Source organism: Prevotella sp. P2-180 (assembly GCF_002251435.1).
Classification (GTDB): domain Bacteria; phylum Bacteroidota; class Bacteroidia; order Bacteroidales; family Bacteroidaceae; genus Prevotella.
In genome coordinates, this window is sequence record NZ_NPJI01000033.1 from 1 (window position 1) to 18,152 (window position 18,152).

The 18,152-nt window shown below is 43.4% G+C and carries 17 protein-coding genes; 2 read left to right on the top strand and 15 right to left on the bottom strand.

Features of this window, described 5'->3' with window-relative positions; all coding sequences use genetic code 11:
• Window positions 1-121 precede the first annotated feature (121 nt).
• Together CIK98_RS05055 and CIK98_RS05060 are read right to left on the bottom strand one after the other, a co-directional pair.
• Window positions 122-934 (bottom strand): hypothetical protein, encoded by an 813-nt coding sequence (locus CIK98_RS05055; protein ID WP_094383196.1) that lies wholly within the window; start codon window positions 932-934, stop codon window positions 122-124.
• A gap of 281 nt (window positions 935-1,215) precedes the next feature.
• The gene (locus CIK98_RS05060) at window positions 1,216-1,461 is read right to left on the bottom strand and encodes a hypothetical protein (RefSeq protein ID WP_094383197.1); all 246 of its coding nucleotides are present in this window, start codon (window positions 1,459-1,461) and stop codon (window positions 1,216-1,218) included.
• A gap of 253 nt (window positions 1,462-1,714) precedes the next feature.
• On the opposite strand from CIK98_RS05060, the gene CIK98_RS05065 reads away from it, so the two are divergent.
• A complete protein-coding gene (locus CIK98_RS05065) occupies window positions 1,715-1,990 on the top strand; it encodes a hypothetical protein (RefSeq protein WP_094383198.1) in 276 nt (91 codons plus the stop codon).
• A 5-nt stretch (window positions 1,991-1,995) separates the two neighbouring features.
• On the opposite strand, the gene CIK98_RS05070 is transcribed toward CIK98_RS05065, so the two are convergent.
• The 13 genes from CIK98_RS05070 to CIK98_RS05120 form a co-directional block, all read right to left on the bottom strand.
• The gene (locus tag CIK98_RS05070) at window positions 1,996-2,238 is read right to left on the bottom strand and encodes a hypothetical protein (RefSeq protein WP_094383210.1); all 243 of its coding nucleotides are present in this window, start codon (window positions 2,236-2,238) and stop codon (window positions 1,996-1,998) included.
• Window positions 2,235-2,705, bottom strand: coding sequence for a DUF3990 domain-containing protein (locus tag CIK98_RS05075; RefSeq protein WP_094383199.1), 471 nt, complete (start codon window positions 2,703-2,705; stop codon window positions 2,235-2,237). The genes CIK98_RS05070 and CIK98_RS05075 overlap by 4 nt, the downstream gene beginning before the upstream one ends.
• The gene (locus CIK98_RS05080) at window positions 2,705-2,959 is read right to left on the bottom strand and encodes a DUF3791 domain-containing protein (protein WP_253249648.1); all 255 of its coding nucleotides are present in this window, start codon (window positions 2,957-2,959) and stop codon (window positions 2,705-2,707) included. The genes CIK98_RS05075 and CIK98_RS05080 overlap by 1 nt, the downstream gene beginning before the upstream one ends.
• A gap of 402 nt (window positions 2,960-3,361) precedes the next feature.
• Window positions 3,362-4,585 (bottom strand): nucleotidyltransferase family protein, encoded by a 1,224-nt coding sequence (locus CIK98_RS05085; protein ID WP_094383200.1) that lies wholly within the window; start codon window positions 4,583-4,585, stop codon window positions 3,362-3,364.
• 107 nt (window positions 4,586-4,692) lie between these two features.
• Window positions 4,693-5,799, bottom strand: a complete 1,107-nt coding sequence (locus CIK98_RS05090) for a glycosyltransferase family 4 protein (protein ID WP_094383201.1) — start codon at window positions 5,797-5,799, stop codon at window positions 4,693-4,695.
• Between the two features lie 43 nt (window positions 5,800-5,842).
• Window positions 5,843-7,054 (bottom strand): radical SAM protein, encoded by a 1,212-nt coding sequence (locus CIK98_RS05095; protein WP_094383202.1) that lies wholly within the window; start codon window positions 7,052-7,054, stop codon window positions 5,843-5,845.
• A 17-nt stretch (window positions 7,055-7,071) separates the two neighbouring features.
• A complete protein-coding gene (locus tag CIK98_RS05100; protein ID WP_141210411.1) occupies window positions 7,072-8,076 on the bottom strand; it encodes an acyltransferase in 1,005 nt (334 codons plus the stop codon).
• An 81-nt stretch (window positions 8,077-8,157) separates the two neighbouring features.
• Window positions 8,158-8,313, bottom strand: a complete 156-nt coding sequence (locus CIK98_RS17965) for a hypothetical protein (RefSeq protein ID WP_172409820.1) — start codon at window positions 8,311-8,313, stop codon at window positions 8,158-8,160.
• 99 nt (window positions 8,314-8,412) lie between these two features.
• Entirely contained in the window at window positions 8,413-9,276 is an 864-nt protein-coding gene (locus CIK98_RS05105) for a DUF2806 domain-containing protein (RefSeq protein ID WP_094383204.1), read from the bottom strand.
• Between the two features lie 59 nt (window positions 9,277-9,335).
• Window positions 9,336-11,150 carry an IS66 family transposase gene (locus CIK98_RS05110; protein WP_172409821.1) on the bottom strand — a complete coding sequence of 605 codons (1,815 nt, stop codon included), beginning with the start codon at window positions 11,148-11,150 and terminating at the stop codon, window positions 9,336-9,338.
• 277 nt (window positions 11,151-11,427) lie between these two features.
• On the bottom strand, window positions 11,428-11,787 hold the full coding sequence (gene tnpB, locus CIK98_RS05115) for an IS66 family insertion sequence element accessory protein TnpB (RefSeq protein WP_172409822.1): 360 nt from the start codon (window positions 11,785-11,787) through the stop codon (window positions 11,428-11,430).
• A complete protein-coding gene (locus CIK98_RS17970) occupies window positions 11,775-12,158 on the bottom strand; it encodes a hypothetical protein (RefSeq protein WP_172409823.1) in 384 nt (127 codons plus the stop codon). The genes tnpB and CIK98_RS17970 overlap by 13 nt, the downstream gene beginning before the upstream one ends.
• A gap of 123 nt (window positions 12,159-12,281) precedes the next feature.
• Window positions 12,282-14,990 (bottom strand): P-loop NTPase fold protein, encoded by a 2,709-nt coding sequence (locus CIK98_RS05120; RefSeq protein WP_172409824.1) that lies wholly within the window; start codon window positions 14,988-14,990, stop codon window positions 12,282-12,284.
• A 953-nt stretch (window positions 14,991-15,943) separates the two neighbouring features.
• Here CIK98_RS05120 and CIK98_RS05130 point away from each other — a divergent pair.
• A complete protein-coding gene (locus CIK98_RS05130; RefSeq protein WP_094383209.1) occupies window positions 15,944-18,070 on the top strand; it encodes a VapE domain-containing protein in 2,127 nt (708 codons plus the stop codon).
• Window positions 18,071-18,152: the final 82 nt, after the last annotated feature.

Genomic DNA, 18,152 nt, shown 5'->3' on the forward strand with positions numbered 1-18,152 from the left:
GTTTGATATATATTTTGATTTGCAACACTAAGATAGGTGAAAAATCTGACATGACAAAATCCTGAGCAACTTTTTGTTGCTCAGGTACTTAAAAAGTTATATTTGTAATAGTGTTGCGGAATTAAGGTTTATAAAATGGCACATCGTATCTCGTTTGAGCATACCCATTAACTCTCTGTATAGGGAACTTGTCAAATGCGCCAAAATTACATGCCACCAATGAAGGCAGTTTTAAATCAGAAATGATAGCTATCTGTCCATTAATCTTGGCTAGAAATGATTTGGAAAGTCTTATAACCTCACATTCCATCCCATCGATATGGTATTTAATACCTCTAACCTGTCCCTGCTTTGACAAAGACCTGTCTGCTTTATTTACATTTGCGCAGGAGTACAAATCGACAAAGAAGTCAACAACCTCCTTCAACAAAGTGCTCTTACCAATACCATTAATGCCTATAAGTACAGAATACATTGGATCCTCTATATTAGATTCGAATTCACCAACTTTGATCCGTTTCACTTTTCCTATCGGTGACAAAACCAATAGTTCATCTATCCAGAATCCAATTTTTGCATTTTCATATTCGGTCTTCGGAGGGTGAATTGTTGTTGGCAAAACATTGTTCTGTTGTTTGCTTCGTCTGCCAGTATGACCGTACAATTTATCCAAATCAATTTTCCCTACAATTTTTAAAGTAAAATCCGGGTCTTTCTTTTCCCCTTTATATTCATTCTGTGCAGATTCCTCAAGTAAAGCGAGAAAATCAAAGTCATTTTTGCACAACTTTCTTATATTTTCTGCAATTTCATCAGACACTTTTGTGCTTAAATTCACATCTTCCGCATTATAGCCCAATGCCCCAAGAATGCTTTGTAGAGTTTTCAGACCTATATTAGTATCTGAAAGTATCTTGTTAACTCTAATGCTCATTTTATTGATGATAGATTATCGTAATTCTGTAAACCACTAAAGGCGGTACAGGTGACAGAACTCTGTCCCGCAGGAATAGTCAAAAATATAAACTCAAATGTTTTAAAAAATGAGGAGGCGGGACACGGACCTTTCCCCTGTCCCGATTCATTTTATGTGTATTGTTTCTATTTTTCTATAAGAATCCATAAATACGCCATCTCATAAGTCGTCAATAAAGACAACGTTGCCAGTCCTTAATACCAAAATATGGTTGAAGAGAATGAGATTTTTTATATATTCTATGTTGACAGGTCAATTTGTTTTTCAAATTTATGATATTCCTCACAGGTCAATTCACCTAATATTTTTCCAATAGTTTTAGAATATTGAAAATGATTAATACTATCCAGTTTTATCAAAAGTCCTTTTGGTGCAAATGAAAAATAACCATTTTTATCTCTAAAATGAACACTAATTTTATCTACCTTCTCAACAATTCGAGCTTCATTGTTGTAGATAACCACTTCACCTTTTTTGAAACACATATCAATTGCTTTATTGTTGCACTAATTTTTCACTGCGGTGAAAAAAGCTAAAGTCCTGCGGCTTATAACCTTCCACTACAATATTTCACAATTATTTTACGTTTGGATTTCATCCGACCTTTCTCACACTCGACATAACACAAACAAGTTTGGTTCTGTTCTCGTTTAATCGAAACGTTGCTCTAAAAGGTGAAGGGAGATGACGGGATATTTCGAACCTCCCCGTCATTAATCCCCTCCACCACAAATTATCATGCCCAATACTACATTGGACAAGGCGACTGACTTCGTCAAATTCAGGGACCGCATTTCGCTTTTTACTAAAAAGCCGCATCTGGCACAGTATGCAGACGGCAGTATCTATGACTATCGCCTGAAAATTGCTCAGGCTCTGTTATCAATCATCAATCAGCCATCAATTGTAGGCGAGACGAAGCCTATCTTGTTTCTGAGGTGCTTCTTCAATATTAAGAAGTCCTCCCTTCTGAATGCGTTCTTGCTTTACGTGTCATTTCTTATTTGTATATAGATGGTTCAGGTACCTGTCCCCTGGCCCTGCTGACCCTGTTCTCTCCAAATCTCTTCTGCCAGATACTTGTCGCTTCGGCAATGAAGGTCGGCAACTCCTTCTTCGAGAAGGGGCAATAGCGGAGAGTTGTAGAAAATGTCCATGGCATCTTCAAGACTCACGCTGTGCATCTGGCTTATCTCATTGATAATACGAGCATACTTTGCCTCCAAGATTGCATGGTAGGCTTCATCGTGTATAGGTGTCATAGGCGCTGAGAACTTTTGAAGGTTAGACATTCGTTGAGTACCTGCTGTGAGCGGATGCAAATCTGATTGTTTGGCTCTTCGAATATTAGGCGGCGAAGGCATTCTTCCTTTGAAATGTCGCCAGCAAAATACAGGTCAACGGTACGGAAGACTTTATCATTGGCTATACCGCCGATGACTACATCATAGTCACCAACGATTCTTCCTTGACGGCATTCTGTCACGAAGTCGAGCCATGCTTCATCATAACGCTTGAACTCAATGACTTTACATTTGCTGAGGTCATCGGCAAGTTCGTAGGTGTTAAGGAAGGCTTCTTTGCCACGGTTGGTAAAGCGTGCTCCATATTTCACTGCCTGATCCTGCAAGATGGTGACATAGAATCCAGGACCGAAATCGAGGAAAGCTCGGCTATGCGTTGTGTCGGGTGATTCCACGACCATGGTTGATGCGTGATATACTTCCATTATGCCAACACTCCTTTCTCCCTCATGTATTCGGTGAGGTCTTCCATAAGATACTCCTTGCCAAAGGTGTGGAGCACATCGTAGCTTGATACGATGTAGCCAGTCAGAATGCCTGACTGCTTAAGGCGACGATACACCTCAGCGGCACTCATGTTCAATCGGCGTGAGAGATTGCCGATGCAGTATGTTACGAAATCAAGCGGGTCAGGGGACAGGTGCCTGACCCTTCTGTCCATTGACATTATTGCTTTCATATTTATTCCTTTCTTTAATAATCCGCTGCAAAGATAGTGCAAAAAATCGATTTAGCGAAGAAAAAGAGAATAGATTATCTTTTTTGAGCGTAAGATTTTTATTTAAATCGAAGACAAAACAAAATAAAAAAGCGTTTTTTTATTTTTTTTGTTGAGATGCAGCCTATCTTATCAAAATTTACTCAAATAATTCCAATCCACCAAACATTTCCCCAAATTTCTTTGAATAATCATCCATCAAGAACTTGCGTAGCTTGATGAACACCGCTGAAAATATATAATGTGTGAATAATCATCAATCAGAAACTTGCGGTAGCTTGATGAGCTTGCGAAGAACTTGCTTTAGCTTGATGAGCACCTCTAAATATTAACGCTGTGCGAATAATCATTAATCACTAATCATTAACCATTCACCTTCCTCCATCCCAAGTGCCACACCCTAAACACTGGCTCCCAAAGAGCCTCATTAGGATAACTGCTAACGAGTCTCATTACTCGCTTCAATTTCCACACCCCATGTTTCATCATCCCACCTTTTTTCAACGCAGCATCCCGAGTGTCATATTGCCCGAAGTTCCCTCCCTGCATAATCTCAGCCAATAATTTCTTTCCCTCCCTCTCATTCGGATCGCATATATTACAAAGTGATGGAATTGCAAACACTTTATGGAGGACATACATTACGGCAGCTGCAAACTTCCCCATCCCGAAAGACCGCAGAACCGCCATCACCTCCTGAGCAGACATCACCGCCGTTCCAAGCCCCTCGCACCACATACCTTGCGATTGCTGCCCATAACCATTTTCCACACTTTCTCTCCATGCTATCAAAGTAAAGTACATATCGAGAATCTGTCGGAGACCAACACCCTCTTGAAAATAATGTGAGAAAAGATGCGTCATCTGGTATATCACATTGACAGACGGCGTGGGCATGGAGAAACCGTAAGACGTTTTGTTTGCAGCACATCCTTCATAATGCTGGGCAAACCACCTCTGCATTCTCCAGTTTCGTAACGGCGAATGGATATAGCCCGTTCTGAAATGCGCTTCCACCTCCACTCCTTCTATGGCTGGCGCATCCACATGGTGATAAATAGGCCTTGGCTTCTTGTTCGAGCCGCATATCCTATGCTGCAACTTCACATATTCTATCACGGCACTCACACCATGATACTTCACATATTCAACGGTATATTTCCCCGTATGTACTGCAATTTCCAATCCCTCTTTTGGGGGCAAACACCAGATGTCAATATCTCCAGACATCCTCCTCATCTTTAAACCCTCTGGATAGTTCAGTTGGTTTCCTTGCCCCTTCAATATACAAGTCGATAGCCCATCATGCTCATATTGCTCCGTCACTTTCTTGCATAGTCCATTCAGTTGTTCATTCCTTCTTTCAATCTGAACCACCAAGGCATACCACTGCATCCTCAACAGAGGTGGACACACCACGCCCTTGGCGTGCAATCGCTCCACAGCTGTAAATCCGACACCAATCAGAGCATGCTCTTTCAGCAAACGGAAAATATCCTGCCATTCGTTATCTAACAGCTCACGCGATAAACACTCCCTATTGCCAATCGCCACTTGAAGAAACTCAAAGAACAAACGTACCTCCATTCCTTAACCTTTTAACCTAATAACCTTTTAACCTAATAACCCTTTAAACATTTCAACATTTAACCTAATAACCCATTAACCCTTTAAACATTTAACCTAATAACCTTTTAACCCTTTAACCCTTTATACACCTCCATCACTTGCCTCGCAATCTTATCCCAATCATACTTGCCCATGTCATAATCCACCTTCTTCAGCGGCTTGCTTACCACCTCTTTCAGCTTCTCTGCCAACGCCTTAACATCACCACATGGGAAGTAATCCTCCTTCGGCAGACCGACCTCGAGATTGGCAGGAATATCACTCACCACTACCGGCACTTTATAGCTCATCGCTTCAAGCAATGCAATCGGCAAACCCTCATGCGATGAAGGCAGACAATAGCAGCAACAGTTTGTCAACAGCGAGTGCAGCTTGCGACCTTTGATAAATCCTGTTAGCACCACACCATTCTTCCTCGCCATCTCCTTCAGCCCTCGCGAATACTCATCCTCAAAGTCCGTATCACCCGCCAGCACCAGCTTCAACCCTTTAATTTTTTCATTCTTTAATTTTTTAATTTCGGCGAACGCCGAAACTAGGTGGTGCAGGTTCTTCTCTGGCACAAATCGGCACATGCCAAGGATATATTTCCCCTTCTCAATGCCCAACTCCTCAAAGTATTCAGGATAGTCGCATATCTCAGGCGATGGCACACCGTTGTATATCAGATGCACATGCTCCGTACGTCCGTACTTCCTTGCTATGAGGTTCTTAATCACGTCCGATATAACAATCACATCATTGGCAAACATGCATCCCATCCTCTCTCCGAGCTTCAGTATCATCTTCGCCGCCTTGCCCCACTTGTCGCGGTCATAGTCAGGCCCGTGATGTGTAAACACCACCTTCATTCCCAATAGCCTTGCATACGGCACAAGCAGCGCAGGCCCAATCGCATGCACATGCAACACCTCCGCCCCAAGCCTCTTCGCCTTGTTGATAGCACGGAAGGTATGCACTATCGCCTCAAACGACTTCTTTTTCGGTGTGGCTATATCCACAAGCTTCACACCCTTCCATTCCGTCAACCCATCGCTGACATACGAAGCCCGTCGTATCAAAGTCACATCCTCACCCATGGCCGCAATGCGAGGAAACAGCTCCTCGCAATGCGTCTCCACACCACCCATGACATTCGGAATGCCACGGGTACCAGTTACTACTATTTTCATAAATTCACGGTTAATTCACGACAATTTGCGTTCAACAGAAAAACTACTTGATTTCAATTTCCCTGTCAGTCTCCGCCTTTGTAGCCTCATAACCCTGACTTGCCACATCAGCATTCACGATGTCCTCGCCACGTTTGCCCTTCAGCGCCTCTTTTGAGTCTGCAGATAGACCATTATTGATAGTGGCGCACATGTCGCAGGTAGAGCACTTGTCAAGCTCCTCCTTCGTAACTTTGCCATCCCTCAGGTCACGGCAAATCTTGTTCTCAAACATCGAGTACTTCATGCCCAACATAGACTTCAACTTATGACTGATCACCCACGGCAGCACACGATAGATATACTTGTGCATAGCAGGCGACACCGAACCAATCATCCAGCAGTCACGGTCGCAGCAGCGCACCTTCTTGCGCACCTTCTCCGCCTCAGGCGAGTTCCACAACTCATCCCACGACTGGCGGTTCAAGTTACCCATCACCTCCTTGTCCTTCGTACCATTGCAAGGCATCACATCGCCATACGGGTCGATGAAGAACGTGTCAAAACTCATGTCGCAAGGCAACAGTCGTTTCTGTCCATAGATGTAGTTGATAAGACCGTGATTGAAGTAAGCACGAAACCACTTCTTCGGTGAGTTCGACTTCAGCAACTCGTTCACAAGGTTCTCGAAGTTCTTCGCCACCATCGGACGGTCGTGAATGATGTTCTTCGCCTCCACAAAATAGAATGAGTTGTGCAGCGAAGCCGTGGCAAACTCCATCCCCATCTCGTTTGAGATTTCATACAGCGGCACCAAGTCCGGTGCATTCTTGTCCTGCACCGTCATACCGAATCCCACGTCCTTCATGCCCATCTCTCTCAGTTTCTTCAGCGTCGTATATCCACGCTGATAACCGTCGTTCAGACCACGAATCTCGTTGTTCGTCTTTTCCAGTCCTTCGATAGAGATACGAATACCAATCTGCGGAAACTCCTTGCAGAGGTCGATGATGCGGTCAGTGAAGAATCCGTTCGTCGAGATCACGATACGGTCACTCTTCTTATACAGTTCCCTCACCACCTCCTTCAGGTCAGTACGGATAAACGGTTCGCCGCCCGTGATGTTCGTGAAGTACATCTTCGGCAACTTCTTGATAGTTTCCAACGAGATTTCCTCCTCCTGCTTCGAAGGAGCCTTGTAGCGGTTGCACATCGAGCAACGCGCATTACAGCGGTACGTCACGATGACCGTACCATTCAATTTCTTTTCTGCCATATAATAACTAAATTGATTTAAACGTTTAAATTTTTAATGGGTATTCTTTCAACCTTTTTAAATCCCCAAGAGAAAGCCACCGCCCCGGCTATCACCAAAATGCATGTCAACGCATACAAGATGTCACCATCAGCAATGAACCGTTCCAGATGAACCTTCTCAACGACTCTGAACATAACCATGTGACATAGATACACCTCCATCGAAATGCCACTTATAAACCTAACAACCCTATTGTTTAAAATCAAATCCTTTGATCCTAGAGCATAGATTAGCCATGAACCGAAAAGTACCATTTCCGATACAAGAGCCCCGAACCCAGTCTTTCTCACTTCTGGAAATACAAAGAACAGGACAGACAAAACAATACAGAGCGACAAGAACAGATACTGCTTGATTCCCTCCAACTTCAGTTTATCCCTATACAGATAAATCATACCGCCAGCCATAAACAATGGCATCGTGTAGATGATATTCGTCCTACCAATCTTTGGCACAGGAATGTCCACGTTATATGAATGAATCGTACACAACCCAGCAAACACCAGAGCTATGACCAATGAGAACCACCCTCTCCGCTTGCTGTCGAGCATAAAGACAAAGAACGGGAAGAGCAAGTAGAACACAAATACCAAGCCCAAGAACCAGCCAACGCCAATCATCGGAATCTTTACATTCGGTATAAAGTTGAAACACAACGTAAGGTTAGCAAACAAGTTGAACACCTGATCAATGCTCGGAGACATCACCAAGTCTAGCAAACAAAGACATGCGAAGAATGGCAAAATTCTCATATACCTTTTCTTGTAAAAAGCATTTGGAGTAATCGCACCCGTCTTCACCCTTTCGTAGTAACCGCAGCAAAGCGAGAATCCGCTTACCACCATAAACATCAATGTAAAATCTGTAAACCAAGGTATTAAAGTCCCTGTCAGATAATTCTCTGTCGGCTTCACGCCAATGTTAGACAACACGTGCATAAACACAATTCCGATTGCAGCATAAGCCCGCAATCCATCCAATGCGCCATACCTTTCAGAACTGGGGGGGGGTAATATAATTCTTGTTCATAGTATATCTTAAATTCTTAACCTTATAATCTTTCAACCTTTATAATACTTAATAAGTTTCTCATAATACGCCTCACTCGAATACCTCTCAATAGCATTCTTAGCGATAGCGTCATAATCAAACTCATGTTCAAACATCTTCACGATTTTGTCTTTCAAGTCCTCCACATCGCCAGATGTAAACGTCATTCCGTTATCCTCCTTTAACCCAATAACCTTTTAACCCTTTACCCTCCTCTTCAATCAATTCCGGAATACCGCCAATCCTTGCTCCCTTCTCATTAAACATCATTGATCAACAATATTTATCTTAGTAACATCTGATGAATATCGATTCTTTATACGATCTTCAAAAAAATCCTTATTGGGCTTTACATCCTCAATGAGTGAATGCAACTGCGCACCAATTCGAGTGTATGAATAACATGGAATGCTTAAATCTTTTTCGGAAGATATATCAATACGTAGATTACCACAACACAAAGTCGTTTCTACACGCTTGCTTTTATCATCCAAATCGAAAGATGCACTTAAACCGATATTTAGATTTAACAAGCGTAGTTCTTGCATCCAAAGCAGTTCATCATATTTGATTCCATATTCTTCATCGGTTTTATATCCTTGTCTTTTGAAAGGAGCATTAATAGGTATAAACGGATTGCCTCCATCACTATCAATTACTGTAAAACTGGCAAGTTTGAGGAATATCTCTGCATCTCTTTTTAACATATTGCGCATGGTCTCAAGAGCCATAACCGAAATAGAATTAGGCTTATTTAGTTCTCCTGAAAGTATCTTCGACCATAATAATTGCATATCAGAATCTGAAACATACTTAGCGCAATCAATAAACCTATCCATCCAGTCTGGGTCAATTTTCGATTTTGCAACTGCATCCTTATGACGCAAGAAGCCCTGAAAGGCATTTTTCAGTATGGTACCTATGTTTATACGGTGACGCTTTTCGATTTTTGGAGTATCGAGAAAGAAACGACCGATTTCTTCTACTGATTCATAAGCATATTCTACATCTTTTGATTGAATTACTTCTGCAATACTGTCGTCACACTCTATTGATGAATAAAACTCCAGTATTTCCTTAATTGTTTTTTGTAAGCATCCAATCCCTATGGCAATACACCAGAGCCCCAGTGTTTACTGGGGTTTCAAGGATATAAGGATTTTCTGTTTGATTGTATTTTTTTATTTAATTAACACAAAAGCTCTTGAACTATGAGCTCGTAGTCGGACCTGCCGCCTGAAGTCATGCTGAAGAAGCCCTTGAAAAAATCAAGCGCGGTCTTCTTCATCAACTTGCATGTCTCCACGAAAGTAAGGTATGTGGCAGCTACCTTAGCTCCGGACTCGCTGCTGAATCCGCCGAAGTTCTTCCTTAGATTTGTGAATGGCCGGATGGCCCTCTCGCTGGCATTGTTGTCTATTAGAACATTCCCGATGTTCACATATCCGTAAAGCTCCTGCCAATTGTTTGTCATATATTTGAGAGCTTGATGAAGCTTTTCAGAGATGCTTATCTTTTTGCTGTCACTCATCTTCAGCAACTCATTGGCTTTTTGAAGCAGTTGGGAAAGTATCGGGATTGCCTCTAGTTTCCTGGCCCTTACCACTTCTTGTTCTGTTCGGTGGAAGAAGATGTTCTCAAGCTCAACCTTATATAATAGCTTTATGAGATCAATGAACACTCTTGCCATCTCGTCCTTGTAATCACGAAGTGCCGACACAAATATGCGTCGGGCATGAGCCCAGCAGCACACGTGTGTGCATTTCTTCAACTTACTGAAGAAGGCGTAGGCTGCGTATGCATCGGTCATTAGTGTGCCTTTAAAGTCGCCGAGGAACTTCTCTATGGTCTCGCGTTTCCTGTTACCATAGAGATAATAGCAGACCTTTGTGGTCAGATTTACTATCACCCACATATAGCGCTTGACATAATGTACCGTGCCGTCAGCCTCTACTACCTTGACATCAACCCAGGTCTCGTCGCAATATACCACTGTTCCATGTTTGAGAAGTTTCTTCTTTATGTGCTTAAGGCCTCCTTTAAGCTCTTCCGCGCCCCATTTCAGCCAATTAAATATGGTCTGCGGAGCCATATGCATCTTCTCGTTTAGCATCCTGGTCATCTCCCTGCCGCTGGTCATGGCATATTGAAAGCGGTTGACTGCAAGATCGGACAGCAAGGAATGGGTGCAACTTGTATGGGCCACAAGCCTTGGCCTGTCGTAAGAATGCTCATTGGCAAAGATGCATGGACGTGATGACGCATCAGTTGCCTTGGGGATAAAAATCGCGAACTCCTTGCCGTCCTTGTCACGCACCCATGCAGTTTTGTACCTGTCCTGACGGATTACACTAATGCGGTCAAACTGGTCAATAGGGCGGGAGTAGCGAAGGAAGGTAAGACCCATAGCCTTCAATGCGTCCAGGTCGCAGTCATGCTCGACGTAAACATCGGCGTGCATTGTGTTGTAATGATCGGGGCGGTTACTGGTGTCGCGGGGGGCCTTCTCAGCATGAGTCGCAGGAGAGCCGGCGCTCGTTGACTCGGAGGAGGTACTATCGCCTTGAACTGAAGGATTGCCGTTACGCCCCTCGTTCTCTATATAGTCGTTCTCATCCTCATCCTTGGTTCTGCCCTTCGACTTTGAAGTGCCACTTGTGTTCTTCTCGCCTTTATCCCCAAACCTGTGACGGTTGCTGGCGTTCTGCTTGCCCTTGAGATACTTTATCTCAGACTCGAGAACACCTATCTTCTTATTTGCCTTGGACAGGTCATCACGGGCAGCATCGAGATCTTTCTTGGCATCTGCAAGTTCCTGCCCCAACCTTGTGTTGGAGTCTAGCAAGGTAGTCATGCCCTGAAGTAACTCCGCTATCTGTTTTTTGAAATCTTCTCGTTCCATATCTGACAAATTACCCCCACGCCACGAGTCCTCTATAAGGCTCATCGCATACCGGGCTCGCATTATCATGCGCTCTGTATCGTATCGTTCTTTTTCTGCCATAATATGAAACTTTTGCTGTGCAAAGGTAATCATATTTATTGGCACTCGCAAATATATATAATATATTTAACATATTGAATATCAACGTTTTAAGCCACGTATTAACACTAAACAGCAAGGCAATACCCCTCATTGACAAGCCGTCAAACGTCACGTCAAATCCATCGGCAATCGCCATATAGCGCATCTTTGTGTAGTTTACAAATGATTGATAATCAATGTTTTGCATATATAATATAACTTTTCTTTGTAGCTTCAATTAGCAAAGTTTAACAGCTTAAGCTGCAGGTTCAAGGCATTCAAGCTCTCTTACTGGTATCTCTTTTATGACAGGAGTTCCCATCAAGGAAACCAGATACTTCCACTCTAATACATATACAGGCTTATCGACATTAAACCTGAGGCGCACGAAACTGAACCCGCCCTTGAACTTCTGGCTATAGTATAGGCACCTGCCTTTATCATAGCGGATAATCTTGACCAGCTTCTGATTCTTGGACATGAACACGTATGCCGTTCCGTTCTCGGGATTCTCGCCAAGGGAACGAACAACTCCGCTTAACTTGTCATAACCGCCACGCATATCACTGTAGTTGGGGATATACTTGTATTTTGTAGCTCCTGTCAGACCAAACATAACGGTTCGAGTTTTTGAATGAAACTTAACAACTCTGAATAGCTCAGCTTGTGGTGGTCGATTCTCATGCCATTGCTTAGACATATATTTACGTGTGCTACCGTAACTGAATCCTTACGCTCATGTCCTTGCACCATGGTCTTGTCGTTGGAACTTGGAGCAGGACATGATTGTTGATCTTCAACAGGTATCCCGTCAACTACACATTCGACAACATCGGGCAGACGGTAACGTTTCTTGTACCATTTTTCAAATACGTGATATGGAACACCATTTGCCTCGAAATATTGGGAGACTGAGACTCCCTTGTTTACTCCCTCAGTCTGATAACGACCCCATAGGGTCTCAATGTCTTTACTACTTATTGCCATAATACTTAATTATTAAATTACAGCGCAAAGGTAGTGATTAAATTTCATACCACCAAAATAGGGGTTGGATGCTTACTGTTTTTTCTTCCATAATATTGTGCATATTGTATATTTTAATTAACACTAATGTCTTATAGTACAGTCGGTATACTTTCTGTGAATCTCATTTTTGATTTTCCCTTTAAAGGAAATATTTAGACTCAAATTATCCAGAACATCCAATAATTCCTTCAGCAGTTTACACCAATTCTCCTTTTCATTATCAGCCATAGAAGATAAATCATCAGGAACATCCTCCACTTTAACTTGAATGTTCTTTAACTCATCAAGCATCTTTATTTCCTCCTTCATTTCATTATCAATCTTCTTCTGTACGTTCCCTTGCCCCATAAACTCAATCTCCTTAAAGTCGTTCGCCTTGAATATCTGCCAAAAGTTATAGGCAACATTCCCGCCTTTTAATCCTTTGCCTTTGCAAGAAACAATAAATGACTCCATAGATTTTGCGTTACTGAATATCTGATCCCAGAATGGTTCGCATTTTATACTGTTGAAATCAGCGTTTGAAGAAGACCTGCCCAGACGCACAAAGTTTGCAATGTAATAACCTTGATTCTTTTCTATCTCCATTCTCATTGCGCTGGCACAATCGTCATCAAGAAGCACCTTTCCTTGTTCATTCATACTGCCCCTACAACTCGAAAGCATTCGCATCGTCTCATTACAAACAGAATCCTTTTCCAATCTATCAAGAAATGCCTTCTTTAATACCGGCCAAATATCCTTGTCCTTAATCACGTTCTCATCTTCCTTTAAATCTTGCGTCTTATAACGCATATGAAGTTGTTGTAGCAGCTGGAAATCCGGTCCATTGGAAGAATCTTTAATAATGTCCAATAATTGCTTCTCGTATTTGTCCATCTCAAGCTTGTATTTCCTGTCATAACCGTTCAGATTTTCAAGATTCATAACACTGACAAATAGCCAAAAGGCTCTGTTGTTTGGTCTTTTTGAAGCCAAATAAGCAATAATTTTTGCATAACGCAAAAACAAACTGCCATCTGCAAATCCATCCATATCTTTACTGCCCATAAAGTCTATAAGGTCTTCACGTTTCTTGTCGTCCACAATCCATGAGTCTATCATGCTGCAAGCTGCCTCGAAATCCCCATTGAAAATCTTTATCATATCCCTTACTTTCATAGATCCAAACACCTGATTGGCAAAATAATACTCAAAACTGCTCGCATCATATATATGCCGATATGTATTTCCATTGGAAGATTCTTCCTCTGGGAACAATAGTTTGAGAACAGGATAAACGTCGAGGTTGTCAAATTCTTTTTTCAGATATAAGGTTTTATTATTTCCAAACAGACTTCTTGTTTCTGTATATTTTGACTTATGTATCTCATTGAACCTATCTGGATATTTGTATTTTATCAGATGCAAAAGCAAGTATTCTTCAAGAATCACCTCCCCTCTCACATGCTCATAATCGAGCACCATCATGTTGACAAACCGCTTTATATCCCTTATAGTAGGAAGATACGACCTGTACGTATGATAGTTTTGGTTTACGGAGTTATGTATAGCCTGCTTCTCTGCTTCATCCGCATGAAGCATTTTCGTCAGCTTATCCATCAAGAAGTGTGCCAACATATAATAAGGCCTTGTCGGCAAACTGTATTCAATATCGAAGAACTTGTCAACAAAGCAAGCCTCTTCCGTTTGGTATTGGCTCCCCAACGCCTTGTTCACCTGCTCTTTGTCGTAAGCGGTCAAGAATATCAGGTTGTTGAAAGCCGCATTGGAGTCAATGAGTTTCAGCACCTCCATGATTTCCTCTTTCGACAAGCGGTCGAAGTCATCTATCAATACCAAAACCTTCTTATGCAATCTGGAAAAAGTCTCTTTTATATTCCCCCTCAGGCTGGCCTTGTTCCAAATCTTGTAAAAGTTCAGCAGTTTCTCCACGATGCCCCTGTTGTCAATCAACTGCAGCGATGCCATATAGTCCTTCATAACACTGCTGCACCTACTATTGTATTTCGAGAGCAAACTAGCAAGTTCGTTAAAGAAGTCTTCCTGAATTGATTGATACGATTTGCAGTCGCGAGGGTTGAAATAGAGTATGTCAAACTCCTTTTCGCTGATTTTTTTAATAATAAGATTCATAAACGAAGTTTTACCAGCTCCCCATCGTGCCGTGATAGCCAAACTCCACGTCTTCCTTCTTTCAAGATCCTCCAATTCACGGGCTACTTTCTCTGCTTCATCGTGGATTTTCAAAATATCCTCATACGCTTTCTCGATTGGCCAATCCCGAAGAATATGTTGTTCACTACTCTTTGCAGCATTCTTATCTTTCCTTTCCGAGTGCATAAATAACTGTACATTGGCATACACATAAGCACAGACGTATGCCAATAACATAACGACAATCAAATCAACGTATGACACGCAATACAACCATTCCTCATAGTCGTATAGTCCTGAAAAGCGGTAACTCATAATGACAACCGCAATGATAGCCAAAGCCGCTGCAAAAGCCCCACTGTATTGAAACCTATTCTTTGCTTTCTTGCGAATATCAATCGCCACAACCCCCATCATAAGCAACATAATTATGAAACTCAACGGCGATGGCACGAATTCCTCCAAAATTGGTATCACATGATCATCATACCAACATCTCAACATATCCTCGTATGTCGTAAGAACATAAATAGCCGTAAGAAATCCTATCCCATTCCATGCTATATGGATGGAAAAGTGTTTTCTTAGACACATTCTAATGTATCTGAATATCAGTCTTAATTTGGACATCATAAAAGTGTCTTTACATAAGATTATAGACATTACGAATACCCAATTCAGTATTCTATCCCCAATCTATTCATAACCTCTTTCAGCATTGCAACTTTCAAGAAATTTGTATCATATCTTTTAAGTTCTCCATCATTTGCATCATGGAACGAATATTATCAATATTCCCACCGGCAATTCCCGAGAGATATGGCAAACATGTGTCAGAGCAGCAAAAAGATTTGTACTGTTCATCGATTTCATAAATTCGACGCCAATTGTTTACCTCTTCTTGGTAATCATATTCAACACCATCTTTGCGTCCAATACAGCTAAATTGCATTTCAATATCAGACTTGGACAAATTATAGATTTCCGAACTATGCAATACCACAGACACTTGTATGTCGCAGGACACTGACCTGACCCATGTCCCGACTAATCCTCCTTTAAGGCTTGCCTTTTAAAATTTTAATTTTTTAATCTTTAATTTTTAATCCTCCTTTAAGGCTTGCCTTTTAAAATCTTTAATTTTTTAATCTTTAATCTTTTAATTTTTCCTCGTCTTCCCTTATCAATGCCTTGGCATACTCCGACAAAAGGAGGATGGAGTCTTCAAGTGGAATGTGGAGACAGTAGAAATGCATCAGTCGGGAATAGGGTAAAGTACTCTTTATTTTTCCACTTTAGACTAAGTAGAACTCAGCTCGGCTAAGCATTACACCTCTGCTGCCGCAGATTGATGACACAGTCTCCCCGGCATTGTAGCGACGGAAGACAGCAAGGGCTCTCTGCATTACTCTTGCAACGTGCTCGTGATAAATTTTTACCATTTTTTATACTTATTTTATGTTAATAATGTTAAAGTCATTGAAAAATGTCTAACGTCTATGGACATTAGACACTGTCTTTCTCATTCTATTATTTTTTCGTAACTTCGTGCCATAATCAAAACATTAAATTAAATAATTATACTTATGACAAACGAAGTGACATTCTTTTCTTCTCTCACCGACAAAGAGCCGAAGCTCGTGTCGTGGGAACATGTGGCGACGATGATTCGTTCCACACAGTTGCAGAAGCAGTGCGACGACTACCGCAGCCTGCTTAGTATCTATCAGCAAGCCACCGACAAAGGTGACAAGCAACAGGTGCGACAACTCAAGTCGCAACTCGCTCACATCAAGCATCAACTGCCCGCCTTTATGCCTCAGGCTATGGTGGAGGGCGGAAAGGCTGCCGAAAATATCACACGCCTCATGCCTTTCATGATTGTCGATCTCGACCACATTCCCGACGACCTTATGGCGACCACAGAGAAGGTGGTGAAGAACTGCGAGTATGCTCGACTGGCTTACCGCACCGTCTCGGGCCACGGACTGCATGTCATCGTGAAGATGGACGGCGAGGTGACACAAGACAACTTCAAAGACGCTTGGCTCACTGCCAACGAGATGATAAAGAAGCTGACTGGTGTGGACTACGACAATCAGTGCGGCAACATCAACCGCCTCTCGGCACTGGCTTGCGACCCCACCGCCGTCTATCGACCTGTCTCTAAGGCTGTAAAGATAAAGTCTCATAAGCGCAAAGCGCAGAAGACGGGCAAAAGGCCTGCATGCGAAAAGGCAGGTACCACCGCACGAAAGCTCGTCGACAACGAGGGATTTGCTTACGAGGAGGGAGGTCGCAACAACTACGTCTCGCGCGTCATCTACTGGATGAACCGCTTTGGCGTAAATGCAGACAAGACCCTCAAGTGGGCTGAGAAGGAGTTTAAGGATTATGACATCGCCAACGGCCATCCCATAGCGGGCATCGTCAAGGCCGTGTACGACAAGCATACCGACGAACACAACACCTGCCGTCCCGCCGCCTTTGCCGCCGACGGCAACTCGCGCCCTCGCAAATCCACCATCATGGAGGTGGAGGCGTATCTCACCGCCCGCTACACCTTCCGCCGAAACATCCTCTCCCAAGACGTGGAAAACTGCCATTTGATTAGTCAATCTCAACCTTCATCTTTCAATATAATGACCGATGCTGCCGAAAACTCCCTTTGGATAGAGCTGCAGCGTGCCGGTCTCAACACCGACATGCAGACGCTCCACGCCTATCTCACCAGCAACTGCATCGAACAGTACCATCCCGTCAAAAGCTATCTCGATAGTCTGCCGGAATGGGACGGTCACGACCATATCGCCGACCTCCTGGGTATGGTTCACTGCCGCGACTGCACTCCCGAAAAGTTCGACTTCTACGTGCGCCGATGGCTGGTGGCGATGGTGGCTGCCACTATCGACGACGAGGTGGTGAACCATCAAATTTTCGTACTTCTTGGTCCGCAAGGCACGTATAAGACGTCGTTCATGAACAACCTGCTGCCGCCCGAACTGCGACGGTATTTCTGCGTGAAGACCAACTCGCAGCGTATGACCAAGGACGATGCCTTCGCCCTCACCGAGAATATCCTCATCGACATGGAGGAGATTGACAGCATGGGGCGCCAGGAGGTCAACCAGCTTAAGGCGATGGCGTCGCAGCCCTTCGTCAAAGACCGTCCCTTCTACGGGCGCAGCAAGGTGAGGCTGCCCCACAGGGCGTCGTTCTGCGCCACGGGCAACAACCTCCAGTTCCTCACCGACGACACCGGCAACCGTCGCTGGCTCGTCTTTGAAGTCGATCATATCGACAACCCGTGGAAGGCTAACATCAACTATGTCGGCGTATATTCTCAGATCCGTCATCTTCTCGACTCCGGTTTCCGCTACTGGTTCGACTCCGAAGAGATAGCGAAGCTCAACACCCGCAACCGCGCCTATGAGACCCCAAACCTTGCACGCGAACTCATCTCCACCCGCTACCGCAAGCCCGGCGAAAACGAGAAGGCCGTCTATCTCACCGCCTCCGACATCGTCGCCCGCTTCGGCGGTCAGGTACGCCTGTCGCCAGTGCAGGTCGGTAAAGCGCTGCAGGACATGGGCATCGAACAGTATCGTTCGCGCGACGGCCGTTTCTGGAAGCTCTATGAGCGTCCCGCCTCCGACATAGGCAACGTCTTGCCCGATGGTGAAGAACCACCTCAGAAAGACATGCCATTTTAAGTCCAAAGGCGTGACAGGTGTGACACTTGTGACAGATAATATATACATATTACGCGTATAATGAATTAAAGGGTTACTATAT